Raw genomic sequence first — 24,193 nt, 5'->3', positions numbered from 1 at the left:
CGATGATGAGCCAGAGCTATGCCGAGGATTCGGTCGTGACCATGTTGAAACCGGCGCAGGCACCTGCCCGACCGGCCATTGTGGTGCGCGATGCCAATGTGATTTACCCGGCGGCGGACAAGCCGGTTCATGCACTGAAAGACATTAACCTGACTATCCGCGAGGGCGAGTTTGTCTCGTTCATCGGGCCATCCGGTTGCGGCAAAACCACGTTGCTGCGCGCCATTGCCGACCTGGAGCCGATTACCCGCGGTGAGATTACGGTCAATGACATGACGCCTGGCGAGGCCCGCTGCGCCGGGGCATACGGTTACGTGTTTCAGGCACCGGTGTTGTTGCCCTGGCGCACGGTGCTGGCCAATGTGATGCTGCCGTTGCACATTCAGGGCCGCGCGCCGCAAGTGTGCGAAATCATCGCCCGTGAGCAGCTGGCGCGGGTCGGGTTGCAGGGCTTTGAGAAAAAATACCCCTGGCAGCTCTCCGGCGGCATGCAACAACGGGTATCGATTGCCCGCGCGCTCGGGTTTGACCCCAAAATCCTGATGATGGATGAACCCTTTGGCGCGCTTGATGAGCTCACCCGTGACAACCTCAATCAGCAACTGCAACAGCTGTGGGTGGCAGGCCAGCGCACCATGGTGTTTGTTACCCACTCGATTAGCGAAGCCGTCTACCTCTCGACCAAGATAGTGGTGATGTCGCCGCGACCGGGCCGTATCGTGAAGGTGATTGACTCGCCGCTGCCTGCCGAGCGCACGCTTTCGCTGCGTGACTCACCGGCGTTCCTCGAGCTGGCGCAAGAGGTGCGCGCCGCGCTGGTGGAGGGGCACCATGCGCACTGAACGCGGGCGTTACCTTGGCGATTTCCGCCAGCAGGTGCTGCCGGTGGCGGTGGTGGCGCTTTGCCTGACGCTGGTGTGGTATCTGCTGGCGGTGGCGCTTAATGCGCCGGGCGTCATCGAGCGGATGGCGGATGGCGCGCGCTGGCGCGAGGTGCTGGCCGCGACGCTGACAATGTCGCGCCCGGTGCTGCCTGCGCCGCATCAAATTGTGCTGGATATCTGGGCCAGCCTGACGCAATGGCCGCCCGGCTCGCCGCGTAATTTGCTGCTGCACACTGCCGTGACCGCCAGCGCAGCGCTAACCGGTTTTGTCATGGGCGTGGTGCTGGGCGGCTTGCTGGGGGTGGCGATTGTGCATTCCCGCACGCTGGATAAAGCCCTGCTGCCGTGGATTGTCGCGTCCCAGACGGTGCCGGTACTGGCGATCGCCCCGATTGTGCTGATTATCCTCGGCAGCCTTGGCATCACCGGGCTGTTACCCAAAGCCACCATCGCCATGTACCTGTGTTTTTTCCCGATTACGCTTGCCGTGGTGCAGGGGCTGCGCGCGCCGCAAAAACTGGAGCTGGAACTGGTGCATACCTATGCCGCCAGCCGAATTGATACCTTCTGGCTGGTGCGCTTGCCGTCGGCGCTGCCCTATGTATTTCCGGCGTGCCGGGTGGCTATCGCCAGCGGACTGGTGGGAACCATGGTCGCCGAGCTGCCGACCGGCGCGCAGGCAGGGCTTGGCGCACGCCTGCTGACCGGCTCGTATTACGGCAATACGCTGCAAATCTGGTCGGCACTGGTGATGGCTTCGCTGCTGGGGTTGGGCTTAACCGCGCTGGTGAGCCTGATTGAGCGATGGGTGATGGCAACACGCAAGGGGGCGCGATGATAACGCACACTAAACCGGTGCCAGGGGCACGACCACCGGTGCCGGGAGCACGATCACCAGTGCTGGGAGCACTACCGCTGACCGGCGCGCTGCTCGCGCTGGTGCTGGCGCTGCTGGATGGCGGCGCACCGCTGTGGCAAACCGACGGCCTGCTGCTGCTGGCGCTGGCGGCATTGCTGTCACCGGCCATACCGCTGTGGCGCGCGGGCGTACTGGCGCTGTTATTGCTTTCGGCCGCCGTTTCGTTGTTACCTGCCGCCGCTGGCGGATACCACTATGGGCTGACGGCGCTGGCACTGGCGCTGCTGGTGATGGTGAGCGTGCAGCATCTGGCGCGGGTGCGCTGCGTGCGCCTGCCTGACAGCGCCGTCGCCCTGCTGTTTGGCGGCTGGGTGCTCTATTTCTGGCAGCTACTGGTCAGCGGATTTGCGGTGCCGCAGGTGCTGCTGCCCACGCCGCTGGCTATCGCCCAGGCGTTGTATGACAGCGCCAGCCTGCTGCTCGGCGATGTGGTGCAAACGGTGCTCAAATCGGTACTGGCCGGTTATCTGCTGGGTTGCGCGGGCGGCATCGCCGTGGCGCTGCTGATTGACCGCCAGCCGTTTTTGCAGCGCGGCCTGCTGCCGCTGGCCAACCTGACCAGCACGGTTCCGCTGGTTGGCGTCGCGCCGATTGCGGTGATGTGGTTCGGTTTCGACTGGCCTTCGAAGGCGGCGGTGATCGTGCTGGTGACGTTTTTTCCGGCGCTGGTCAGCACGCTGGCGGGCCTACAGGCCAGCGGCAAACTGGAGCGCGAGCTGATGCACTGTTATGCCGCCTCGCCGCAGCGCACGCTGTGGGTGTTGCGCTTGCCTGCCGCGCTGCCGTTTATTTTTGCCGCGCTGAAGGTGAACGCGACGCTTGCGTTAATCAGCGCCATTGTCGCGGAGTTCTTCGGCTCGCCGACCGCCGGGCTCGGTTTTCGCATCTCCACCGAGGCCGCCCGGATGCACATGCCGCTGGTATGGGCGGCGATTGTGGTGGCCTCGCTGATTGGCTCGCTGGTGTATGCGCTGCTGGTCAGGCTGGAGCGCAAGGTCAATTTCTGGCACCCCTCGGTGCGCGGTGCTACGTCCTGAGCCGTCACCACAAGGGGCATCACCACACAACACCATAACCACAACCATAACGTGCAATCACTGTCGTGTTCACATCAACCTGAGGAGTCATCTGATGATAAAACGTTCCGATCTTTTCCCCAGTGGCCTGCTGGTGGCCATTGCCTTGACGGTGACATTGCCCGCGCAGGCTGCCGAGAACGTCACGCTGCAACTGAAATGGGTGCCGCAGGCGCAGTTTGCCGGTTATTACGTGGCGCAGCAGAAAGGCTTCTATCAGCAAGAGGGATTGAATGTCACCATCAAACCCGGTGGCACCGATATTTCGCCGGTGCAGGTGATTGCCGGTAAATCAGCGGATGTGATTGTCAACTGGATGCCGGATGCGCTGGCCGCGCGTGAGGCCGGGGTGCCGCTGGTGAACATCGCACAGGTGTTTGACCGCTCAGGCATGATGCTGACCTGCCGCAAGGCAAGCGGCGTCAACGCCCCGGCTGATTTGAAAGGCAAAACGCTGGGCGTGTGGTTTGGCGGCAACGAGTACCCGTTTTTTAACTGGATGAACAAACTCGGCTACAAGCCGGACAGCGACATCAAGGTGCTCAAGCAGGGCTTTAATGTTGACCCGCTGCTGCAAAAGCAGGCCGCCTGTATTTCCACCATGAACTACAACGAATACTGGCAGCTGATTGACGCGGGCCTGAAAAAAGAGGATTTGGTGACGTTCGCCTATGAAGACCAGGGGGTGTCTACGCTGGAAGATGGCTTGTATGTGCTGGGGCCGAACCTGAAAGACCCGGCATTTGTCGCCAAAATGGCGAAATTCCTGAAGGCGTCGTTCAAGGGCTGGAATTATGCCGTCAGCCACCCGGATGAAGCGGCGAAAATTGTGGTGGCGGAGGACGCTTCCGGGGCGGCGACCGAAGCGGTGCAGCAGCGCCAGATGGAAAATGTGGCTAAACTCATTACCCACGCCAATACGCCAGCCGTCGGCTATCTGGAGCCTGCCGCCTACCGCCGCACGATTGATGTGCTGCTAAATAGCGGCGGCAGTCATCCGGTCATCAAAAACGATCCCGGTGAAGAGGCCATGAGCCATGTGGTGTGGCAGGCGGCGGCAAAATAACGCTGACGAAACAACGGCGCGCGACCAGGCCGGTCGGTATTCGCCAGGGATGGCGTAATTAACACCGCGATCAATACACAACGATCAACACACAACGGGGTAAACAACAGGGGTATGGCCGCGAACACCATGAGCATGCAGATGCGTAGCACGGACGATGCCAGCGGCGGGCGCTTGTTGCCAGCCGGTGCTGATGAAGGCGAGAAAGGCCGCATCCGGCAGGATAATGAGGCGGTTATTCTGCTGGCGGCGGAGCGGGTGTTTGCCCGCTTTGGCTTTCGCGGGGCGACGATGGCGCAAATTGCTGAGGCGGCCGCGTTGCCTAAAGCCAACCTGCATTACTATTTTGGCAATAAACAGACGCTCTATCTCACGGTGCTGGACGGCATTTTGCACGACTGGCTGGCCCCGCTGGATGGCTTTCGGCCCGATGCCGACCCGAAAAGCGCCATCGACGCCTACGTGCGCCAGAAAATGCGCTTCAGTTTCGAGCGCCCGCACGCCTCACGGCTGTTCGCCAATGAGATTTTGCAGGGCGCACCGATGGTACACCACTTGCTGCAAACCGAATTGCGGCGGCTGGTGGCGGAGAAAGCCGCCGTGCTGGATGGCTGGATAGCGCAAGGCCGTTTACCCCCGCTGGACACCACGCACTTCTTTTTCAGCGTCTGGTCGATGACGCAAACCTATGCCGATTTTGACATTCAGATAGCGGCGGTGCTCGGCGAAGATTCTCACAGCGAGCAGGCCAGAGCGCGCGCCACTCGCCATGTACTCAACAGCGTGTTTCGTCTGTGCGGACTGTCGTAGCAACAGATTATCGTCGCGACTGACGGTTATAACGGCTAGCGGAAATCGAACTGCTCGAAATGCAACACCGACTGGCCCACCTGCTGTTGCAGGTCGCGCCGCATTCCGGCAGGCCCACAGAACCAGACGCCGGCGCAGTTGTCGGTATTGAGGCGCGCGGGTCGAGTAGCCCGTCACGGTCGCGCACGATGATGTGCAGGTCGATGGCGGCATCGCGCGCCAGTGTGGCCAGCGTCGCGGGGTGGATAAGCTCGCTTTCGCTGTTGACGCAGTAAAAGAGCGTGGTGTTGTGCTGCTGTTGCTGGCTGGCGCGCAGCTGATGCAGCCAGGATAAAAACGGCGTGATCCCAATCCCCCCGGCGACCCAGTAGGTTTCTTTATCGGAGTGCTCCGGCAAGGTGAATTCACCGTAAGGGCCTTCAATCACCACCGGGGTGCCCGCCAGATTTGGCCCGTTCACCAGCGCGGTGGTGTAATCGCCCAGCGCTTTGATGGTGAGCGTCAGCAGGTGGTTATCCGCATCGTATCGGCTAACGGTAAACGGGTGTTTGCCCTCTTTCGCATCAGTGGTCAGGAAAACAAATTTGCCCGCCTGATAGCGATGGGCAAATGCGGCTGGCACGCGGATGGTTAATTCCAGCGTGGAGTCATTTATTTTACTGGCTGCGGCGATTTGGGCTGAAAAATCATTTCGTCTGCCAATTCGCCCTGCCAGAGAATAAATAATAATGAACGAAGAGAGAATACATAACACCATGCAGGTGATGCCAAATACCGTCCAGCGCATGTCGCTATTAATCATATAAAATGAATGGAGCACACCCAGCAGGGCGATAATTGCGCCGACTTTGTGAATAATGCGGAAGTTTTTATAGGAGATCCATTTCATCAGGCTAATGGCAATAAAAAATATCATGCAATAAAACGCGATTTCCCCCAGCTCATTCATCACGCCACGCCAGGGGTCAATCGGGTGTGGCGGGCGGCGGCCCGGCGTTATCCAGGCGAGTGCGGCGGCGATGCCCGGCAATTTGGCGAAAAGCCAGTGCAGCAGGGTAGCGATACCGGCACCGATGCCGAGATATTTGTGGCAGACGTACAGCTTATCCATGCCGCCCAGCCACTTTTCCAGCACGGGGGGATGGAGCGCCATGATAAGCAACCCGGTAATACAGAGTACGGCGATAAGGCCCGTCAATTGCACCAGCATATTGCGCCAGTAAATAAACGTCGGCAGGGTAACAATATCCGGTAAACTTAACACCCAGACAGCAAGACAAATCAGCAACGATAGGACAATAAACTTCATAATAAAAAGCCTCTGGATACTATATGATGTATTTTTATTTTCGTTAAAAATAACGTAGCGAGGAAATATATTCCTGACTGGGCTAAATAATGTTTTATTAAATATAATTATTGGCGCAACAGAAGGCTATAGCGATACCCGTAAAGTTGTGTATTTGATTCTCCTGCCCGTGACGGGGTTATTTCAAACTGTAACATTGTGGAGATTAAACCGGATAATGTGCAGGTTTCTCCATATTTTCATCATAATAGCTGTGCGTCATAAATAGCGGTTTGCCATCAATCGCCGTTCGTCATAAACAGCCATGCGCCATAAATAATTGTGCATTCTATAATGCCGGGCTTTGCCGCTACGGGTTATGTGCCCCGGTTGCGCCGGTTTGCTGGCAAACGCGGTGACCGTCTTCCTGATGCCGTCGCATGAATCGCCATTCGCCAACGCGCTCCCACCACTGGTCATCTGGCCGGTTTTTTGCCTGAAAGTAAAAGTTTTACCCCGTGATACGGCCATTTCTCGCGCGGCATGAAAAATATTTTTCAATAAAAACAATGCCTTTTGTTTTTGTTATCCCCCTCTTCATCAACACTTATAGCTACATCAGAAAATAAAAATATTCATCGCTTTTGTTCATTGGCATATTTCACTCACAGCGAAACTGAATTAACCAAGAGGATAATTAAAGTGACAGCAGAAATTATCAATTTTATTACAGAAGAAATGCCATTGTTTAATGCGATAAATAAAATGTGCCATAAAAAACTTACATCTTAATATTTACAAAGAGTTAATTTTTTAAAGCGATAGTTTAAAAATAGTATAGAGGACACCATGTATATAAGGAAAGCTGACTGGCATCCGGCGGATATCATTGCAGCATTAAGGAAGAAAGGAACATCACTCTCAGCCGTATCACGAAAGGCCGGATTAAGTTCAAGCACTTTGGCAAACGCACTATATCGACCTTGGCCAAAAGGAGAACTATTGATCGCTAACGAATTAGGCGTTAAACCTGAAGAAATATGGCCGAGCCGCTACTATGACCCTCAAACTAATATCTTTATCGATCGTCAAAAGCGAATGAGAATTCGTTCTAATAAACCATAATCTTCAGCTTAAATATTTCATGACACACAGGTAAAAACAGCATTCTTAATGAGATATCGTCGAGCCGTGTGCTTAGAACTCCTGAGGTGGTGAATAATGTCTATAGTATGCGCGCCGTGAATACGGCGTGCTCTCGTGGGAAGTGATATTACTTCAGCACGGGGTTTGCACAATGAGAGGTACAGCATCAATGTGTAAAATTATCAGAAATGACTCAAGGAAAAGAAGAAAAAGAGTCGGTAGCACCTTGCGTTATCTCTGATAAATTTATTATTCCATATCCGCCGGGCGTGCCTATCTTATTCCCCGGTGAAGAGATAAGTGACGCCATTCAACAGAAAATTAATGAATGTCGTGACAACGGTTTGCTGATTATCGCTGCCTGATAGCGTAATTAAATTTTAAAACTCATTCAATTTAATCTATTTAGAGCCAAATAAAATGATCAACTTAAAAAAGATTGCTGAGATTGCTGCTGTCCGTGGAAATGCACCATGCCTTATTGCTGAAGATAAAGCATATACATGGAATGAGGTGTTGTCTTTAACCGAATCACGGGTGGCTTTTATTAAGAATTTCATCGAGCCTGAAAAGATGCGCTCGGCGTGTTTCTTGTCTAAGAATAACGGGGATTTAATTTGCTGGCTGGCAGCATTCACCACGCTGGGTATTCCAACTAATGGGTTGGATTATTCTCTGCCGATAACAACGCTGTTAAATCTGGTGAAGAAAATCAACCCTGGGATTCTATTAGTCTCTTATAGCTTATACACGACAGATGAGCTGAACCAATTATATTCAACGGGAGCGAATGTCATTTCTGTTAATTCGCCTACAGATGCGATGGTGGACAGTATTGGCAGCCTGCACCGTAAGCATGTTGCGGAAATACTCGAACAGCATCGCCCGGTGCCCTTTCGGGCGGTGTCATTAACATCAGGAACCTCTTCCGAGCCTAAAATCGCACTACGCTATCAGTCGTTTGATGCCCGCCGATTTAGCTGGTTTACCGAACGATACGGCTTTACACACCGTGATGGTTTTATGCTGATTTTGCCCTTATATCACGCAGCGGGTAATGGATGGGCGCGGATGTTTATGGGGCTTGGCGCGCCGCTCTACCTTGTTGACCAAAATGATGACGTGGCGATCGGTACGCTCATTAGCCGTGATGATATTACGGCAACGGTGATGACGCCGAATCTAGTCTCGAGGGTGACGAAATTAGTGGAACAACAGCATATAACCACGCATTTTCGCTGGATACTGGTGGGAGGCAGTAACTTTGCCCCCCATAATAAAATGGCTGCCATGTCTGCATTAGGGCCTGTAATTCACGAGTATTATGGCTGTACAGAGTCAGGTGTGAATATTCTGGCCGAACCTGATGATATTATTCGCCACCCTGATAGTGTAGGAAGAGCCTTTGATGGTAATAAGGTGGTTATTCTGGATGAAAATAACCGTCTGGTTCCTGCTGGTACGAAAGGCCGGGTGGCTATCGCCAGTTATATGTTGATGGATGAATATGGGGATGGACGAAAACCCTTCGTGACTCTCGGTGATGATGTCTATTTCCCCATGGCGGATTATGGTTATCTTGATAATCATGGCAGACTTTTTCTGATGAACAGAAATGGTGATCGTTATGACAAGAATCATGTTTATGGTGTAGAGGAAACACTGCGCTCATTACCCTGTATTCATGATGTGGCTATTATTTCAGTGGCAAATGAAAGCGAAAATATGATTAAACTTTTGTTCAGCACGTTTAATAACAGACCGGTTAATGATGATGTGCTCAATGAAAAAATAAAAGAAAAATTGCAACAGCATAATATTGTGAAGTTTAAAGCCAAAAAAATTGACGAAATTCCGTATAGCCCCAGTGGGAAAGTACGTTTTCAGGAGGTTGTTAACTTACTTGAAGCGGCATAATTGATATCGGTATCAGGATATCTGAGGTCTGTATAGAAATTTACGAATAGTCATCATCACCCCACTATGAAATTATGAACCCGTGATGATGACTAACCTGAAAAAAATTATTGAATTCGAAAAGGATAAATGATGAAAAACGTATACAGTAAAGGACTTTTATGTTGTTTAGCTGCAACCGTTTCATGGGGTGCGATGTTTCCGGTAATGACCGATGCACTGCAACATATTGACCCGTTTAATTTCACTACGCTGCGTTATGGTATTGCCGGGCTGGCATTTGCGCTGTTGCTGCTATTAAAAGAAGGTCGTCAAAGTTTTAATTTAAAAGGCGAGCGTTGGGGGCTGGCATGGTTGTTCGGCACATTAGGTTTTGCCGGATTTGGCTTCCTGGTTTTTCTTGGTCAGCACCTTGCCGGGCCTTCTGGCGCACTGACTGCATCAATTATGATGGCGACGATGCCGATGCTGGGGCTACTGACCATTTGGGCATTGAAAAAGAACCGCCCTCATGCCAGCACCTTCGGCTTTATTCTGCTCTCTTTTAGCGGCGTATTACTGGTGATTACCAATGGCAATCCGGCGGCGGTTCTTTCGTCATCCATCAACATGACCGCGAATTTATTGCTGATTGCTGGTGCGTTATGCTGGGTGCTTTATACCATCGGCGGTTCATATTTTCCTGGCTGGAGCCCGGTTCGTTACACCACGCTGACAACACTGCTGGGTATGATCAGTGTCCTGGTTATTGACCTCTTTCTGATGGCGACAGGAACGGTTGCTGTGCCGCAACTTGCCGCAGTAACAATCGTTGTCCCCCATCTGCTGTATATGGCGTTGGTTGCAGGTTTGATGGCGGTATTGTGCTGGAACGTGGGCAATAAAATCATCACCCCGACCAATGGTGTGCTGTTCATGGATGTTGTGCCAGTGACAGCGTTTATTGTCTCTGCACTCAATGGGGTAGTACCGACCGACCTGCAACTCATCGGTGCAACCATTACGGCAACCGCGCTGATTTTAAATAACCTGAATCAGCGGAAACTGGCCCAGATGCCTGTTGCACCGATGAAAGTGGCGACGAGCAGCCGTTAATTAATCAACCACATGCCATATTTCCCTCACCGTGTCGATTAAGGCAGTAACGACCGGTGAGGTTTCTCTTTTTCGTGACCAGATAAAACAGAGCTGACTGACGGTCTTCTCTCCCGGCCAAATAAAGACTTGCTGATTATCTTGTGCGGATAATGCCAGGTCTTCACGCATTAAGGTTAACCCCATCTCCATGCAAACCAGTTCGGTGAGTGTTTTTTCCTGGTCAGCGACGACTGACGGCTCAACGCTGATATTATTTTTGGCAAAAAAATCGCGGCTGATGGTCGTGAAAGAGCATTTATCGGGAGTCGCAATCCACGGGAAAGAGGGAATATCTCCCCATTTTGCTGCGGCAATTTTCTCTTTCCAGCTCCAGGGGCCAGCAATACACAGCGAAATGGGGGATATTTCTAATACGCCAATGCCGGGGGTGGATACATGGCCGATAACAAAACCTGCGTCTAATTCACCATTTATGACGCCATCAATAATATGCCCGGAAATATTTTGTCGAATAGTGAGGTTAACGTCTTGCTGGTGTTGGCGTAATCTTGATAGCACCCCCGGTAAATTCAAAATGACAGGGACGGAAATAGTTCCCAGCGAGCAGGTTTTTACATCATTAATGGTGCGGGCTTTGGTAATAAAATTATTCGCCGCATCCAGCGCTATTCGGGCTTCATCACGCATGATGATACCTGCGGCGGTCAGTTCCATTCCCCTTGGCGTGCGGTTAAAAAGCTTGACGTTGTACTCACCTTCAAGAGACTTAATATGTGCGCTGACGGCGGGTTGGCTGAGAAAAAGCAGGCTGGCAGCCCGGGTAAGGCTTGAGGTTTCTGCTACGGTCACGAATGTTTTAAGCTGATTGAGATCCATTAAATCCCTTTCCTATGAAGAAGGTATTCAAACTTCGTCAGTCCGGTAAAAATCGCTGTGTTTTTTATTAGCCTGCTTAAAATTAGATTATGCATCTAACTTAAACGCCAGGTGATCTTCACACCGGTATCGAATAACGCATGGTGATGCCATCATTGTCATACTTCGTTGTATGCACGCTAAATACTGCACGCTGAATATAAGCAGGTTACTGGATTGATTATCCGGCCTTGGTTCGGCTCTTACCCGTCATCTTTACCGACTCAAATCAGCCTGGGCCGGTGTGGATATATTTTTTGTGAGGTTAACGGTATCACGCAGCAGAAATCTGATAATGCATCAGGCAATGATCTGCGGCGAGAATTGGTAAGATCAATTTACCGTTATCTTTAACCCCGCCATAAGTTATATCAATTCTGCCCAAAAGCACAAAAATAGCGCAACGCATGGGCCTTTTTGCTGGTTTTGCACCCAATGTGGTCAAAAGTTGCGCTTATTGCTGCATTAATGATGGGCTAATTCCCTGTTTTTTCTTTGGTTATTGTGCGCTGAAAAGCTGGCACAACAATCGCATTACCTTTCCTGAAAAGTTAACCAAATGGTCAGGTTTTTAACCGGGCGGTCGGGTTCTCCCGCTGCCCCTGTTCAGGAGACGTACCATGCGCATTCGGCTGCAACCCCCTATTGGCGACTGTTCCCGACAGATAGCGTGCGTTAACCGCTGTTACCCCGATATTTCCCTTGTTCTTGAGGTGGCGTGATGAAGACTCCAACCCCTGTCGGTAGTGATGCGCCGGGTATTGTGCCGGGCCGGTTGAGCGAGGCGCACTATCGCGCGCAGTTTAGCGACAGCCACCCGCCGCTGAGTGCCACTCAAGCGGTTATCGAAGCCGAGCGCTGTTATTACTGTTTTGATGCGCCCTGCACGCGCGCTTGTCCGGCGGATATTGATGTGCCCAGTTTCATCCACCGCATCGCACAGGACAATGTGCGTGGCGCAGCCGAGGTGATTTTGCAGGCGAATGTGCTGGGCGGCATGTGCGCGCGCGTGTGCCCGACGGAAACCCTGTGCGAACAGCGCTGCGTGCGCCACGCGCAGGACGGTAATCCGGTGAAGATTGGCCTGTTGCAGCGGTTCGCCACCGACAGTTATCTGGCGAACCCCGGCAAACCGCTATTTATGCGCGCGCCGGATACCGGCAAGCGCGTCGCGGTGGTGGGGGCGGGCCCGGCCGGGCTGACGGTCGCGCACCGGCTGGCGGTATGCGGCCATCAGGTGGTGGTGTTTGATGCGCAAGACAAGCCCGGCGGGCTCAATGAATATGGGCTGGCGGCGTACAAAACCACCGGGGATTTTGCCCAAAAAGAGATTGCCTGGCTGCTGTCGGTCGGCGGGATTGAGCTGCGCCTTGGGCAACGGCTGGGCCAGAGCATCACCCTTGAGGGGCTGCGGGCCGGGTATGACGCCGTGTTTCTCGGCATGGGGCTGGCGGGGGTCAATGCGCTGGAGATAGCCAGCCCGCCGCTTGCGGGGGTCGAGGATGCGGTGGCGTTTATTGCCGCGCTGCGCCAGGCCGCCGACATGAGCGAGGTGGCGGTGGGCCGTCAGGTGGTGGTGATAGGCGGCGGCATGACGGCGGTGGATGCCGCTGTGCAGGCGAAAAAACTGGGCGCGCGTGAAGTCACCATCGTGTATCGCCGGGGTGAGGCGCAGATGAGCGCTTCGCACAAAGAGGTGCAGTGGGCGCAGCACAACGGCGTATTGATTCGCCACTGGGCGGTGGCGCAAGCGTTGCATGGTGAGGAGGGCAGGCTTAGCGCCGTCACCTTTGCGGTGATGCAGCCCCATGAGGGCGCGCTCGTGGCCAGCGGGGAAACCTTTACGCTCCCGGCCGATATGGTGCTGATGGCTATCGGCCAGCATTACGACCCGTTACCCGCAGGCCCGTTGCTGGCGCTGAAAAATGGCCGCCTGCGGGTGGATGACGCCGGGCGCACGTCACTGCCGGGCGTGTGGGCGGGCGGCGATTGCTGCGATGGCGGGCTGGATTTAACGGTTGATGCGGTACGTCAGGGCAAGCTGGCGGCGAAATCCATCGAACTGGCGTTAAGCGTGGATGGCCGGGTCGCGGCCAACGATACCTTATCACTCTCACTGTCAGGGCAGGAGCGTTCTCATGGCTGATTTACGCACGGAATTTCTGGGCATCAAAAGCCCTAACCCTTTCTGGCTGGCCTCTGCGCCGCCGACGGATAAAGAGTACAACGTGGTGCGCGCGTTTGAAGCGGGCTGGGGCGGCGTGGTGTGGAAAACCCTGGGGCTTGACCCGCACGTCGTCAATGTCAGCGGGCCGCGCTACGGCACGCTGCTGGGGGCCGATCGCCGGGTGCTGGGGTTAAATAACATTGAGCTCATCACCGACCGGCCGCTGCATGTCAACCTGGAAGAGATTGCGCGCGTCAAACGCAACTGGCCCGATCGCGCCGTGATTGTCTCGCTGATGGTGCCGTGCGAAGAGGCGGCGTGGCAGTACATTTTGCCGCTGGTCGAGCAGACAGGCGCAGATGGCATTGAGCTGAATTTTGGCTGCCCGCATGGTATGAGCGAGCGCGGCATGGGCGCGGCCGTCGGCCAGGTGCCGGAGTATATCGAGCGGGTGACGCGCTGGTGCAAGCAGTATTCTCGCCTGCCGGTGATGGTCAAACTGACGCCGAACATTACCGATATTCGCTACCCGGCGCGGGCGGCAAAGCGCGGCGGTGCGGATGCGGTGTCGCTGATTAACACCATCAACTCGGTGATGGGGGTGGATTTAAACCAAATGCGCATGACGCCGCATACCGGCGACAAAGGCTCTCACGGCGGTTACTGCGGCCCGGCGGTAAAACCGATTGCGCTCAATATGGTGTCGGAAATCGCCCGTGATAGGCAGACGGCAGATTTACCGATGTCCGGCATCGGCGGCATTTCTACCTGGCGCGATGCGGCGGAATTTATCGCGCTGGGCTGCACCACCGTGCAGGTGTGTACGGCGGCGATGGTACACGGCTTCCCCATCGTGCGAGACATGATAAGCGGCCTGTCCAATTTTATGGATGAACAGGGCTACCGTTCCCTGGCGGAGTTGCGCGGGCGCGCCGTCGCCAGCGTGACCGACTGGCGCTATCTAAACCTTAACCACGTCGAAAAAGCAGTTATCGATCAGGAATTGTGCATCAAATGCGGGCGTTGCTACCTCGCCTGTGAAGATACCTCCCATCAGGCGATTAGCCATGAAAAACAGGGGGAACGCCACTTTGAAGTCAAAGAAGAGGAGTGCGTGGGGTGCAACCTGTGCGCGTCCATCTGCCCGGTAGCAAACTGCATCACCATGCGCCACCTGCAACCCGGCGAGGTGGATTTACGCACCGGAAACAGCGTCAGCGGCGAATACGCCAACTGGACGACGCACCCCAATAATCCGCTCGCCACCGCCGCTGGCGCGGCCTGAACGGTCATTCGTGAATAACAGTCATGCGTGAATAACGGTCACGTGTGAATAAGGAGCCATCATGAGTACGGTATTGATTAAAGGCGGCACCGTGGTGAATGCCGATCGCCAGTTTCGCGCCGATGTGCTGTGCGTGAATGGCGTGATTGCCGCCGTCAGCGAGGCGGAAATAGCCACCGCTGAGGTGGCGGGGGCCGAGGTGATTGACGCCGCCGGGCTGTATGTGATGCCAGGTGGCATCGACCCGCACACCCACATGAACCTGCCGTTTATGGGCGCGACCACCATGGATGACTTTTACAGCGGCACGGCGGCGGGGCTGGCTGGCGGCACCACGACTATCCTGGATTTTGTTATTCCGAATCCGCAGCAGTCGCTGATGGAGGCGTACCACCTCTGGCGCGGCTGGGCGCAGAAAGCCGCTGCCGATTACAGCTTTCATGTGGCGATCACCTGGTGGGGCGAGAGCGTACACCGCGATATGGCAACGCTGGTGCAGCAAGAAGGCATCAACAGTTTCAAACACTTTATGGCCTATAAAAACGCCATCATGTGTGATGACGAAACCCTGATGAACAGCTTTCGCCGCTCGCTGGAGCTGGGCGCAATGCCGACGGTTCACGCCGAAAACGGCGAGATGGTCTACCTGTTGCAACAGGAGTTGCTCAAGCAGGGCATCACCGGGCCGGAAGGCCACCCGCTGTCGCGCCCGCCGGAAGTGGAAGGCGAGGCGGCCAACCGGGCGATTACGATTGCCGGTCTGATGGGCGTGCCGGTTTACGTGGTGCATGTCTCCTGTAGCGAGGCGGCAGACGCGATTGCCCGCGCCCGCGCCCGTGGCCAGCGGGTGTATGGCGAGGTGCTGGCAGGCCATCTGGTGATTGACGACAGCGTATACCGCGACCCGGATGCCGCCCGTGCTGCGGCGTATGTCATGAGCCCGCCGTTTCGACCCAAAGCGCATCAGGAGGCGCTGTGGCGCGGCTTGCAGTCCGGCCAGTTGCACACCACCGCGACCGACCACTGCACCTTCTGCGCCAGCCAGAAAGCGGCCGGGCAGGATAATTTCACCAAAATTCCCAACGGGTGCGGCGGGGTGGAAGAGCGCATGGCGGTTATCTGGGATGCCGGGGTTAACAGTGGCCGCCTGACACCAAGCGAGTTTGTCGCCATTACCTCGGCTAACACCGCGCGCCTGTTCAATCTCTATCCGCGTAAAGGCTGCGTGGTGCCGGGCGCTGATGCCGATCTGGTGCTGTGGGATGCCGCAGGCCGCCAGACGCTGTCGGCCAAAACCCATCACTCCCGTAATGATTTCAACCCGTTTGAAGGCCGCACCGTGACCGGCAAAGCGGCATTTACCCTCAGTCAGGGGGTGGTGGTGTATGCCAATGGCGATTTGCGCGCCCGCGAAGGGGCCGGTCGCTATCTCAAGCGCCCGGCATTCGGGCCGGATTTCAATGCGGCGGCACAGTGGGAGCGCCAGCGCGTGGCCAAAGCGGTCGCGCGTTAATCCCAAACGGTCGTGCGCGAATCCAACGCGGTCGCGCGAATAATGTCGGCACGGCGTGATGCACGCCGGGGTTCACTTGATGAGGAAGACAACATGATGAGCGATGTACTGAGCGACGCATCAGGCGTTATCGACACCCGCGATGTGCGGGTAAACGGCGAACGCCTGTGGCAATCCCTGATGACGCTGGCGCAAATTGGCGCGACGCCCAAAGGCGGCGTGTGTCGCCTGACGCTTACTGACCTTGACCGACAGGGCCGTGACTGCGTGGTGGACTGGGGCAAAGCCGCCGGATTAACGGTAACGATTGACCAAATCGGCAATGTTTTCCTGCGCCGCGCCGGGCGCAACAACGCGCTGCCGCCGATTGTCGCTGGCAGCCATATTGATACCCAGCCCACCGGCGGCAAGTTCGATGGTAATTTTGGCGTGCTGGCGGCGCTGGAGGTAATACGCACCCTGAACGATTGCCAGATAGAGACGCAGGCCCCGCTGGAGATGGTGTTTTGGACCAATGAAGAGGGCTCCCGTTTTGTGCCGGTCATGATGGGCTCCGGCGTGTTTGCCGGGGTCTTTTCACTGGAGCACGCCTATGCCGCTACCGATGTGGACGGTAAAACGGTGCGCGAAGAGCTGACGCGCATCGGTTACGTCGGGCCACAGACACCGGGCGATCACCCTATCGGCGCTTATTTTGAAGCCCATATCGAACAAGGGCCGATTCTGGAAGACGAAGGCATTGAGATTGGCGTGGTGCAGGCGGTGCTGGGCATCCGCTGGTATGACTGTGTTGTGACCGGGCAGGAGTCTCACGCCGGGCCGACGCCGATGGCGCTGCGTAAAGATGCGCTACAGGTGGCGGCGCGCATCATGCAGGAAGTGGTGGCGATAGCCGGGCGCTTTGCTCCGCACGGTCGCGGCACGGTGGGCATGGTGCAGGTACACCCGAACAGCCGCAACGTGGTGCCGGGCGCGGTGAAATTCTCTGTCGATTTTCGCAACATCAGCGATGCGCAGGTTGATGCGATGGACGCCGCATTGAAGGGGTATCTGCAACAACTTGAGCAGGAAACCGGCCTTGGTATTAGCCTGACGCAGGTCTCGCACTACCCGGCGGCCCCTTTTCACCCGGACTGCCAGGCGGCGGTGCGGCGCGCGGCGCAACAGCTTGGCTACTCGCACCGCGATATTGTCTCCGGTGCCGGTCACGATGCCGTCTACACCAGCCTGCTGGCCCCGACCGGCATGATCTTCATCCCCTGTAAAGACGGGATCAGCCACAATGAAATCGAATACGCCGCGCCCGAACAGGTGGCGGCGGGGGCTAACGTGTTGCTACATGCGATGCTGGAGCGCGCCGGTGTGGTCGCGCGCGGGCAGTAAGCGTCTGATGCGCTACACGGCACAGGGCAGCTGCCCTGTGCCGTGATGATGCGTTGTCGCGTGAGTGGCTTTAGCGGTCATTGACGGCGATGCGATGAATGGCATGCATCATTTTTTCCATACATTCATCAGCCATCGGCCCCATCAGCGCGTGCAGGCCAAGGGTATGGCCAACCCCTTCCAGCAGAGATATTTCAATATTTGGGAAATCATGGCGGTGCTCGATAAAAAAAGCATACTGCTTTTGATTATCTAATTGCGTATCCATGGTGCCGAGGAAAATGGATACGGGAAATGTGGTGTTTTTTAAATTGAACAGTTCCGGGGTAGCATCCGGCGCGAATAATTGTTTCCACCATGCATAAGCGTATTGGGTGAATGGCGCGGGCGCAGGCCAGGGGTCATCGTCGTGTTGGGCCATTGCCGCTGCTCTTTGATCTTCAAAATTTTTCATGCCTTCTGCGCGGGCGTTCTCCAGGTCGTGATAATCCCAGAACCCTTTATATGGAATAATTTTACTGATAGTGCTGATAAATGCGTGCGGGCTATTTCCATAGCCTTTTTTTATATCGTCGAATGTAATGATGCCGTTGGAGTGGGGGATATTTTTAAGCCACGTTATCTCTCTTTCATACAACTGCCATTGCATGATATCTGGCATGGAAAGCAGCGGCGGCGAGATTAACACCACGCCCTGTGGACGGATGCGGTAATGTTTAATCAGCCGGGAAATATTCATGCCCCCTTCCGAGTGGCCGAGAAGAAGGATATTTGTGGTATCACCCGCGGCTGTATATTGCGTCAGATAATCATAAATTGTGAAAATATCATCGTATTGGCTAAGTGGGGTGACGGTGCCTCGAATATCAGCATCGATAAATTGTTCAAGAAAAGCCAGGTCTTTTTTTACAATAAATTCAGGTTGATTGAGTCTGGCATCGCGCCGGTGGCTGCTGACGCCACGGCAGTCATAGCGGGCAACGGCGAGCCCTGACTCCAGCAGTTCCTGCGCCAGAGTTAAAAAAACAAAATCACTGTTGGTATGGCTTTCACCCACAAGATAATCGCGATTATGAAGCCCGGAACCAGGGCACATCAATACGATGGATGGGCTGTTTTTATCGCTGTTCGGCCAGTTAATTTGGCCATTAAGGGTGGCTTTTTTATCGCGGCTAGGCAGCGAGAATGCCTCTACGGGGTAGGTTTTATTAAGTTCATCAATAGACAAGTAATCTTTCATAACGTGCCGCCTTTGGCGTAATTGATAAATGATTTTAACACTCGCACTCAGCGTTTTTAATGAATTTTGTTGTTCGGTTTTTATGGCGGTTTTTTGATAAAGGTGCTTTTCGCCGGACGCGTTATTCCGGCGATGCTGGTTATAGAAAAGTTATGCTGAGGTTTATTTCTTTAAGCGATTTGAATTTCTCAGTGCGAATATCAGGCAAAAAAAGGAGGGTGATATGTAAATAAGAGAGTGACCTTATATAAAGATCATCAGCTATTCCAATGATGACAAGAAGGATCCCTGCGTATATCAGAAAACGGACTTTATCTTGCCTGAGAATTTTCATTGTTACTCCACAGAACACCAATGCCATGTCTTATTTTAACGCGGGGTAAACGGGCGTGACGGTTTTATGAATGGGTAAACAGTAGAACACATTGGCTGGATTGGCTCTCTGTGCCGTCTCTGCTGCGGCCCTTTTCTGCGTGCGGCGGCAAGCGACAACCGACAAGGAAAAGGGCCGTTGTGTTTAGCGCGGGCTGGCTTCACGCCGCGCCCGCGCTACCTCTTCGGCCAGAATGGCGACGCCCTGCTCGATTTTCTCCGGCTCCGGCACATAGTTCATGCGCAGGCACTGGTGGGCGTGTTCCCACTCTTGCTCCAGGCCGGGGAAGAAATAGTGGCCGGGCACCATCAGCACGCCGCGTTTTTTCAGGCGCTGGTACAGTTCATCGGTGGTGATGGGCAACTCTTTTAACCACAGCCACAGGAAAATCGCCCCTTCGGGTTTGTGGATAAGGCACACCTCCGGTGGCAGATAGCGGCGGATTATCGCAATGGTGTGTTCTACGCGCTGGCGGTAGAACGGGCGCACCACGTCGTTTGAGAGCCGCAGCAGGTCGCCGCGCCGGATCATTTCATCAGCCAGCGCCGGGCCAATCGAGCCGGGTGCCAGGCTGACAATGCCGTTCATGTTGCCAAGGGCGTCGATAACGCTTTCTGCGGCAATCACAATACCGCAGCGCGCCCCCGGCAGCCCCAGTTTGGACAGGCTCATGCACAGAATGATGTTTGGGTTCCACAGCGGTGTGGCATCGCTGAAAATAATGCCGGGAAAGGGCACGCCGTAAGCATTGTCGATAACCAGCGGGATCTGGTGTTCGCGCGCCAGCGCATCCAGATGCTGCACCTCGTCGTCGGTCAGCACGTTGCCGGTCGGGTTGGTCGGGCGGGAGACGCAGATCATGCCGATGTCATCGGTAATGTTCAGCTTTTCAAAATCAACGTGATATTTGAACTGCCCTTCAGGTAGCAGTTCAATCTGCGGGCGCACGGAAACAAACATCTCCTCATCGAGCCCCGAATCGGCATAACCGATGTATTCCGGGGCCAGCGGGAACAGCACGCGCTTGAGCTGCCCGGCGTCATTGCGCCCGGCGAACAGGTTAAACAGGTAGAAAAAGGCGCTCTGGCTGCCGTTGGTCAGGGCGATATTCTGCGGGCCAATCTCCCAGCCCAACTCTTCGCGCAACAGCGTTGCCAGCGAGTGCAGCAGGGCGTCTTTTCCCTGCGGGCCGTCGTAATTGCACAAGGCGTCTGTCAGCGTGCCTTGCGCCAGCAGGTCGCCGCACAGTTGCTGAAAATAGTCATCCATCGCGGGAATGTGCGCCGGGTTGCCGCCGCCGAGCATGATGGCTCCGGGGGTACGCAGCCCGTCGTTGAGGTCAGCCATTAACTGGGTAATACCGGAATGGCGGGTAAATTTGTTGCCGAAACGAGAGAAATTCATAAGGTGTCATTAATTATTGGTCGGTCGCAGGTAAGGCGCAACCTTAACGCGAGCGCAGATCCGGTGCAATCGGAACTGTTGCTGTTAAGCGGGTAACTCAAGTGGCGTTACCCGCAATTGGCACGCGTTCGGCGTTAAACCTCAATGGCCAGAATCGCCATAAACGCCTCGCGCGGGATATCCCGTTTGGAAAAGCCGATATTATGTTTCTTGTTCTCGCGCTGCTTGCGAATAAGCCGTTGTTTCTGCGACAGGCTGCCCTGAAACCCTTGCGCCAGCGCGCTTTTGCGCAGCGGCGGGATATCTTCACGGGCAATCACGCGGTTGCCCACTTTGGCTTGCGCCGGGACGGGGTACAGCTTGCGCGGGAGCACCTGCTTTAGCGTGTTGACGATTTGCGTGGCCCGCGCCCAGGCGTTTTGCCGGGCGATGATAAACGAAAAAGCATCAATTATTTGATTATCAAGGTAAATGTCGCAGCGCACCAGGTCGGCGCGCCGATAGCCAATAAAGGCGTAATCGAGCGTGGCGTAGCCCTGCGTCAGGGATTTCAGCTTATCGAAAAAGCCGAACACCATGTCGCACAGCGGCACATCCCAGTTCAGCGCCACCTGCCCGTTATCGAGATAGTGCATGTCGATAAACTCCCCGCGCCGCGTGGCGCAAAAGGTCATCAGCGCGCCAACATAGTCATCGGGCGTGTGCAGCGTGCAGCGCACATAAGGCTCTTCCACCCATTTCAGCGTCTCTTCGCCGGGAAAGTGTGCCGGGTTATCAATCGTCAGGCACTGCCCGTTATGCAGCGTGACCCGGTATTCCACGCTCGGTGAGGTGACGATGACGGAAATACCGTATTCCCGCTTCAACCGCTCCCGGATAATGTCCAGATGCAACATGCCGAGAAAACCGCAGCGAAAGCCCGCGCCGAGGGACGCGGAAACCTCGGGCGTGATGTGCAGCGCGGCATCGTTAAGCGAGAGTTTGCCGATGGCGTTGCGCAGGCCCTTGAGGTCGTCATCGGCGTCGGGATACAGGCCGGAAAACACCATCGGTTTCATCTCCTGATAGCGTGCAACGGGCGCTGTCGCCGGGGCATCGGCCAGGGTGAGCGTATCGCCGACCCGAATGGCCGCCGCCTCTTTCAGGCCAGCGGTGAGATAGCCGACTTCGCCGTCTCGCAACCGGGTAAGCGGCTGGCGCTGGGGGAAAAAGGCCCCGGTTTCACTGACGTCAACGCGCTGCCCTGAGGACATAAAACAGAGCGTGTCGCCGGGGCGGATAACGCCATCGACTACACGCACATGCATGATGGCACCCTGGTAGACATCGTAGTGCGAATCAAACACCAGCGCGCGTAGCGGGGCGTCGTTCCGGCCTTGCGGCGCGGGAAAATGGCGGGCGATAAACGCCAGCACCTCGGCCACGCCTTGCCCGGTTTTTGCCGACACCGCCAGCAGGTTGCTGATATCCAGTTCAGGGATTGCCGCCAGCTGGCGGGTGGTGCTGATGACATCCGCCTGCGGGCTGTCGATTTTATTGAGTACCGGCAGGATAGTCAGGCCATGCTGGCGCGCCAGACTGAGGTGCGCCAGCGTCTGTGCCTGTACCCCTTGGGTGGCATCAACCAGCAGTATTGCCCCTTCGCAAGCCGCCAGGCTGCGCGAGACTTCGGCGGAGAAATCGACGTGCCCGGGGGTGTCCACCAAATTGAACTGATAATGCTGGCCACGTGCATCCTGGTAGTTCATGCGCACGGTTTGCAGCTTGATGGTGATGCCGCGCTCGCGCTCGATATCCATGCTATCCAGCAGCAGCTCGCGCATGTCGCGTTTGGCCACCGTCGCGGTCAGCTCGATAATCCGGTCAGCCAGCGTCGATTTGCCGTGATCAATGTGGGCGATAATACAGAAGTTACGAATCAGAGAAGTGTGCATACCGAAGACCTTTTACATCATGGTTTGCCTTTCCCGGCGCACAAACCGTGCAGGAAACGGCAAACAACAGGAAACGACGCTGAAGATTCAGCGTGCGAAACAACCAAGCGATGTAAAAGTAAATAGCCGGGGCTGATGATAGAGCATGGGCGTCGGGGCTGGCAAGTCAGCGGTGCCGGGGTGCCGATGGGCTATGATGCAATAATCTGTTTTTTCTCGTTTTTTATCTGTTTCTTGTAGCTGAAGTTTTTCAGCTTCTCTCTCAGGGCTGGCGTCGCCTGAATCCACATGGGCTGAAATTCGTCAGCTAATAATGCCGTTTACCGTTATTTTTGCTGAAAATCGTCAATGATTTTTGTGCTTTCTGTGATTTGAGCGACAAAGTTAGCGCAAAAAACACCCGTTTCTATCGTCTGGTGAGGAAAGTCACAGTCTCGCCGTCGTGGGGTTTGTAGTCTTGGCTCTCGCAAGCTTAATCAATTCAGCTTAAAAAGGTGCAAAGGATGAAAAAACAACTGGCAATGGGTATCGCACTGGCGCTGGCTTCCTGGCAATTGGGGGCGCAGACCTTCGTGCTGACGGACGTGGAAAGCAGCACCGAGAAAGGCAACTGGCAGGTCAGCAGCGAGTCGCTGAAGATAAAAGATGCGCGTTTCAGCATCGAGCAAAAGGTATTGCACGGTGGCCGTCAGGAAGGCAGCAAAGTGCTCACCATTACCAGCCCGAACGGGTTGCAAATTGCCCTGAGCCCGACGCGCGGCATGGATTTACTGCATGTTACGGGCAAAAACATTCGACTGGGGTGGGATTCACCGGTCGATGAAGTGGTAAACCCGAATACCATCACGCTGGAAGGGCGCAACGGGCTGGGCTGGCTGGAAGGCTTTAATGAAATGATGGTGCGCTGTGGCTATGAATGGACAGGCCACCCCGTGACCAGCGACGGCATGATCTACACCCTGCATGGCCGCGCCGGGAATACGCCGGCGTCCAAAGTGGTGGTGGACGTGAGCGACAAAGCGCCCTACACCATCACCGTGCGCGGCTTGCTGAAAGAAAACAGCTTCAAGAAATCCAACCTCGAAACCTGGACGGAACTGCGCTATGTGCCGGGAAGCGAGTCGTTTACCGTTCATGATGTGCTGACCAACAAAGCCGACTACCCGCGCGACTACCAGATTATCTATCACAGCAACTTCGGCACCCCGATTCTGGAAGAGGGCGCGCGCTTCCTGGCACCGGTAAAAGAGATTTCACCGTTTAACGACTATGCCAAAGCGGGCCTGAAAAGCTGGCAAAGCTATAAAGGGCCGACGAAAGGCTTCGACGAAATGGTGTTTAACATGACGCCGTACGCAGATAAAGCCGGTAAAACGCTGGCTGCGCTGGTTAACCGTGCGGGTGATAAAGGCGTTTCCATCGCGTTTGATACCCGGCAGTTGCCGTTGCTGACGCTGTGGAAAAACACCGACACCGAGAAGCAAGGCTATGTCACCGGCATCGAACCCGGCACCAGCTACGCCTACCCGGTCACGATTGAGCGCCAGCAAGGGCGGGTGAAGAAACTGCAACCCGGCCAGAGCACCACGTTTGAGCTGACCTACAGCCTGTTAAGCAGCCCGGCGGCGGTGCAGCAAACCGAAGAAAAAGTGAAGGCGATTCAGGGCGACCGCCCCACCACGCTGACGGAAAAACCGATCGCGGTGGAATAAGCGTTACCCCTCACCGGGAGCGTCAGGCTGGCGGGTGTTCAGCGCCAGCCTGTATACGCATCG

At 55.3% G+C, this 24,193-nt stretch carries 20 protein-coding genes; 14 read left to right on the top strand and 6 right to left on the bottom strand.

Annotation, left to right across the window (positions count from 1 at the left end; translation table 11 throughout):
* The first annotated feature begins 2 nt into the window (after window positions 1-2).
* The 5 genes from DAQ1742_RS19950 to DAQ1742_RS19930 all read left to right on the top strand — a co-directional run bounded on the left by DAQ1742_RS19950 (window position 3) and on the right by DAQ1742_RS19930 (window position 4,755).
* Window positions 3-842: an ABC transporter ATP-binding protein gene (locus tag DAQ1742_RS19950; RefSeq protein WP_083960954.1), complete on the top strand. Its 840-nt coding sequence runs from the start codon at window positions 3-5 to the stop codon at window positions 840-842.
* The gene (locus DAQ1742_RS19945) at window positions 832-1,722 is read left to right on the top strand and encodes an ABC transporter permease (protein ID WP_051123972.1); all 891 of its coding nucleotides are present in this window, start codon (window positions 832-834) and stop codon (window positions 1,720-1,722) included. The genes DAQ1742_RS19950 and DAQ1742_RS19945 overlap by 11 nt, the downstream gene beginning before the upstream one ends.
* On the top strand, window positions 1,719-2,840 hold the full coding sequence (locus tag DAQ1742_RS19940) for an ABC transporter permease (protein ID WP_083960957.1): 1,122 nt from the start codon (window positions 1,719-1,721) through the stop codon (window positions 2,838-2,840). Before DAQ1742_RS19945 ends, DAQ1742_RS19940 begins: the two co-directional genes overlap by 4 nt.
* A gap of 94 nt (window positions 2,841-2,934) precedes the next feature.
* Window positions 2,935-3,945: an ABC transporter substrate-binding protein gene (locus DAQ1742_RS19935; protein ID WP_035338930.1), complete on the top strand. Its 1,011-nt coding sequence runs from the start codon at window positions 2,935-2,937 to the stop codon at window positions 3,943-3,945.
* Window positions 3,946-4,086: 141 nt separating this feature from the next.
* Complete coding sequence (locus tag DAQ1742_RS19930) at window positions 4,087-4,755, top strand: TetR family transcriptional regulator C-terminal domain-containing protein (RefSeq protein ID WP_180706195.1); 669 nt, start codon at window positions 4,087-4,089, stop codon at window positions 4,753-4,755.
* Window positions 4,756-4,762: 7 nt separating this feature from the next.
* On the opposite strand, the gene DAQ1742_RS19925 is transcribed toward DAQ1742_RS19930, so the two are convergent.
* Together DAQ1742_RS19925 and DAQ1742_RS19920 are read right to left on the bottom strand one after the other, a co-directional pair.
* Window positions 4,763-6,064 (bottom strand): ferredoxin reductase family protein, encoded by a 1,302-nt coding sequence (locus DAQ1742_RS19925; protein ID WP_232046568.1) that lies wholly within the window; start codon window positions 6,062-6,064, stop codon window positions 4,763-4,765.
* Window positions 6,065-6,322: 258 nt separating this feature from the next.
* The gene (locus tag DAQ1742_RS19920; protein WP_035338934.1) at window positions 6,323-6,604 is read right to left on the bottom strand and encodes a hypothetical protein; all 282 of its coding nucleotides are present in this window, start codon (window positions 6,602-6,604) and stop codon (window positions 6,323-6,325) included.
* Between the two features lie 288 nt (window positions 6,605-6,892).
* Between DAQ1742_RS19920 and DAQ1742_RS19915 the strand changes: the two genes are divergently transcribed.
* The 4 genes from DAQ1742_RS19915 (at window position 6,893) to DAQ1742_RS19900 (ending at window position 10,201) form a co-directional block, all read left to right on the top strand.
* Complete coding sequence (locus DAQ1742_RS19915) at window positions 6,893-7,168, top strand: helix-turn-helix domain-containing protein (RefSeq protein WP_071604044.1); 276 nt, start codon at window positions 6,893-6,895, stop codon at window positions 7,166-7,168.
* A 209-nt stretch (window positions 7,169-7,377) separates the two neighbouring features.
* On the top strand, window positions 7,378-7,554 hold the full coding sequence (locus tag DAQ1742_RS19910; RefSeq protein WP_083960959.1) for an Orn/Lys/Arg family decarboxylase: 177 nt from the start codon (window positions 7,378-7,380) through the stop codon (window positions 7,552-7,554).
* Window positions 7,555-7,609: 55 nt separating this feature from the next.
* Window positions 7,610-9,106 (top strand): class I adenylate-forming enzyme family protein, encoded by a 1,497-nt coding sequence (locus tag DAQ1742_RS19905; RefSeq protein ID WP_035338937.1) that lies wholly within the window; start codon window positions 7,610-7,612, stop codon window positions 9,104-9,106.
* 129 nt (window positions 9,107-9,235) lie between these two features.
* Window positions 9,236-10,201: a DMT family transporter gene (locus DAQ1742_RS19900; RefSeq protein ID WP_035338939.1), complete on the top strand. Its 966-nt coding sequence runs from the start codon at window positions 9,236-9,238 to the stop codon at window positions 10,199-10,201.
* Here the strand turns inward: DAQ1742_RS19900 and DAQ1742_RS19895 are convergent, their stop codons facing one another.
* Window positions 10,202-11,080: a LysR family transcriptional regulator gene (locus DAQ1742_RS19895; protein ID WP_035338941.1), complete on the bottom strand. Its 879-nt coding sequence runs from the start codon at window positions 11,078-11,080 to the stop codon at window positions 10,202-10,204.
* Window positions 11,081-11,840: 760 nt separating this feature from the next.
* Between DAQ1742_RS19895 and DAQ1742_RS19890 the strand changes: the two genes are divergently transcribed.
* From DAQ1742_RS19890 to DAQ1742_RS19875, 4 genes are all read left to right on the top strand, one after another.
* Window positions 11,841-13,265: an NAD(P)-dependent oxidoreductase gene (locus DAQ1742_RS19890; protein WP_035338943.1), complete on the top strand. Its 1,425-nt coding sequence runs from the start codon at window positions 11,841-11,843 to the stop codon at window positions 13,263-13,265.
* Window positions 13,258-14,571 carry an NAD-dependent dihydropyrimidine dehydrogenase subunit PreA gene (preA, locus tag DAQ1742_RS19885; protein ID WP_035338944.1) on the top strand — a complete coding sequence of 438 codons (1,314 nt, stop codon included), beginning with the start codon at window positions 13,258-13,260 and terminating at the stop codon, window positions 14,569-14,571. Before DAQ1742_RS19890 ends, preA begins: the two co-directional genes overlap by 8 nt.
* Window positions 14,572-14,632: 61 nt before the next feature.
* Window positions 14,633-16,084 carry a dihydropyrimidinase gene (gene hydA, locus DAQ1742_RS19880; protein ID WP_035338946.1) on the top strand — a complete coding sequence of 484 codons (1,452 nt, stop codon included), beginning with the start codon at window positions 14,633-14,635 and terminating at the stop codon, window positions 16,082-16,084.
* Window positions 16,085-16,177: 93 nt separating this feature from the next.
* Entirely contained in the window at window positions 16,178-17,467 is a 1,290-nt protein-coding gene (locus DAQ1742_RS19875; protein WP_035338947.1) for a Zn-dependent hydrolase, read from the top strand.
* Between the two features lie 70 nt (window positions 17,468-17,537).
* On the opposite strand, the gene DAQ1742_RS19870 is transcribed toward DAQ1742_RS19875, so the two are convergent.
* The 3 genes from DAQ1742_RS19870 to lepA all read right to left on the bottom strand — a co-directional run bounded on the left by DAQ1742_RS19870 (window position 17,538) and on the right by lepA (window position 22,418).
* A complete protein-coding gene (locus DAQ1742_RS19870; protein ID WP_035338949.1) occupies window positions 17,538-18,707 on the bottom strand; it encodes an alpha/beta hydrolase in 1,170 nt (389 codons plus the stop codon).
* 517 nt (window positions 18,708-19,224) lie between these two features.
* Window positions 19,225-20,484 carry a valine--pyruvate transaminase gene (locus DAQ1742_RS19865; protein WP_035338953.1) on the bottom strand — a complete coding sequence of 420 codons (1,260 nt, stop codon included), beginning with the start codon at window positions 20,482-20,484 and terminating at the stop codon, window positions 19,225-19,227.
* 134 nt (window positions 20,485-20,618) lie between these two features.
* Complete coding sequence (lepA, locus tag DAQ1742_RS19860; protein WP_035338955.1) at window positions 20,619-22,418, bottom strand: translation elongation factor 4; 1,800 nt, start codon at window positions 22,416-22,418, stop codon at window positions 20,619-20,621.
* 503 nt (window positions 22,419-22,921) lie between these two features.
* On the opposite strand from lepA, the gene DAQ1742_RS19855 reads away from it, so the two are divergent.
* Entirely contained in the window at window positions 22,922-24,130 is a 1,209-nt protein-coding gene (locus tag DAQ1742_RS19855; RefSeq protein ID WP_035338957.1) for an aldose 1-epimerase family protein, read from the top strand.
* The last annotated feature ends 63 nt before the right edge of the window (window positions 24,131-24,193 follow it).

This window comes from Dickeya aquatica, assembly GCF_900095885.1.
Lineage (GTDB): Bacteria > Pseudomonadota > Gammaproteobacteria > Enterobacterales > Enterobacteriaceae > Dickeya > Dickeya aquatica.
This window is presented reverse-complemented; position numbering and strand designations above follow the sequence as displayed.

Excerpts from the sequence above, each read along its gene's own strand:
- DAQ1742_RS19950 (WP_083960954.1), top strand. The coding sequence starts at position 3 with ATGATGAGCCAGAGCTATGCCGAGGATTCGGTCGTGACCATGTTGAAA.
- DAQ1742_RS19945 (WP_051123972.1), top strand. The coding sequence starts at position 832 with ATGCGCACTGAACGCGGGCGTTACCTTGGCGATTTCCGCCAGCAGGTG.
- DAQ1742_RS19940 (WP_083960957.1), top strand. The coding sequence starts at position 1,719 with ATGATAACGCACACTAAACCGGTGCCAGGGGCACGACCACCGGTGCCG.
- DAQ1742_RS19935 (WP_035338930.1), top strand. The coding sequence starts at position 2,935 with ATGATAAAACGTTCCGATCTTTTCCCCAGTGGCCTGCTGGTGGCCATT.
- DAQ1742_RS19930 (WP_180706195.1), top strand. The coding sequence starts at position 4,087 with ATGCGTAGCACGGACGATGCCAGCGGCGGGCGCTTGTTGCCAGCCGGT.
- DAQ1742_RS19925 (WP_232046568.1), bottom strand. The coding sequence starts at position 6,064 with ATGAAGTTTATTGTCCTATCGTTGCTGATTTGTCTTGCTGTCTGGGTG.
- DAQ1742_RS19915 (WP_071604044.1), top strand. The coding sequence starts at position 6,893 with ATGTATATAAGGAAAGCTGACTGGCATCCGGCGGATATCATTGCAGCA.
- DAQ1742_RS19910 (WP_083960959.1), top strand. The coding sequence starts at position 7,378 with ATGACTCAAGGAAAAGAAGAAAAAGAGTCGGTAGCACCTTGCGTTATC.
- DAQ1742_RS19905 (WP_035338937.1), top strand. The coding sequence starts at position 7,610 with ATGATCAACTTAAAAAAGATTGCTGAGATTGCTGCTGTCCGTGGAAAT.
- DAQ1742_RS19900 (WP_035338939.1), top strand. The coding sequence starts at position 9,236 with ATGATGAAAAACGTATACAGTAAAGGACTTTTATGTTGTTTAGCTGCA.
- DAQ1742_RS19895 (WP_035338941.1), bottom strand. The coding sequence starts at position 11,080 with ATGGATCTCAATCAGCTTAAAACATTCGTGACCGTAGCAGAAACCTCA.
- DAQ1742_RS19890 (WP_035338943.1), top strand. The coding sequence starts at position 11,841 with ATGAAGACTCCAACCCCTGTCGGTAGTGATGCGCCGGGTATTGTGCCG.
- preA (WP_035338944.1), top strand. The coding sequence starts at position 13,258 with ATGGCTGATTTACGCACGGAATTTCTGGGCATCAAAAGCCCTAACCCT.
- hydA (WP_035338946.1), top strand. The coding sequence starts at position 14,633 with ATGAGTACGGTATTGATTAAAGGCGGCACCGTGGTGAATGCCGATCGC.
- DAQ1742_RS19875 (WP_035338947.1), top strand. The coding sequence starts at position 16,178 with ATGATGAGCGATGTACTGAGCGACGCATCAGGCGTTATCGACACCCGC.
- DAQ1742_RS19870 (WP_035338949.1), bottom strand. The coding sequence starts at position 18,707 with ATGAAAGATTACTTGTCTATTGATGAACTTAATAAAACCTACCCCGTA.
- DAQ1742_RS19865 (WP_035338953.1), bottom strand. The coding sequence starts at position 20,484 with ATGAATTTCTCTCGTTTCGGCAACAAATTTACCCGCCATTCCGGTATT.
- lepA (WP_035338955.1), bottom strand. The coding sequence starts at position 22,418 with ATGCACACTTCTCTGATTCGTAACTTCTGTATTATCGCCCACATTGAT.
- DAQ1742_RS19855 (WP_035338957.1), top strand. The coding sequence starts at position 22,922 with ATGAAAAAACAACTGGCAATGGGTATCGCACTGGCGCTGGCTTCCTGG.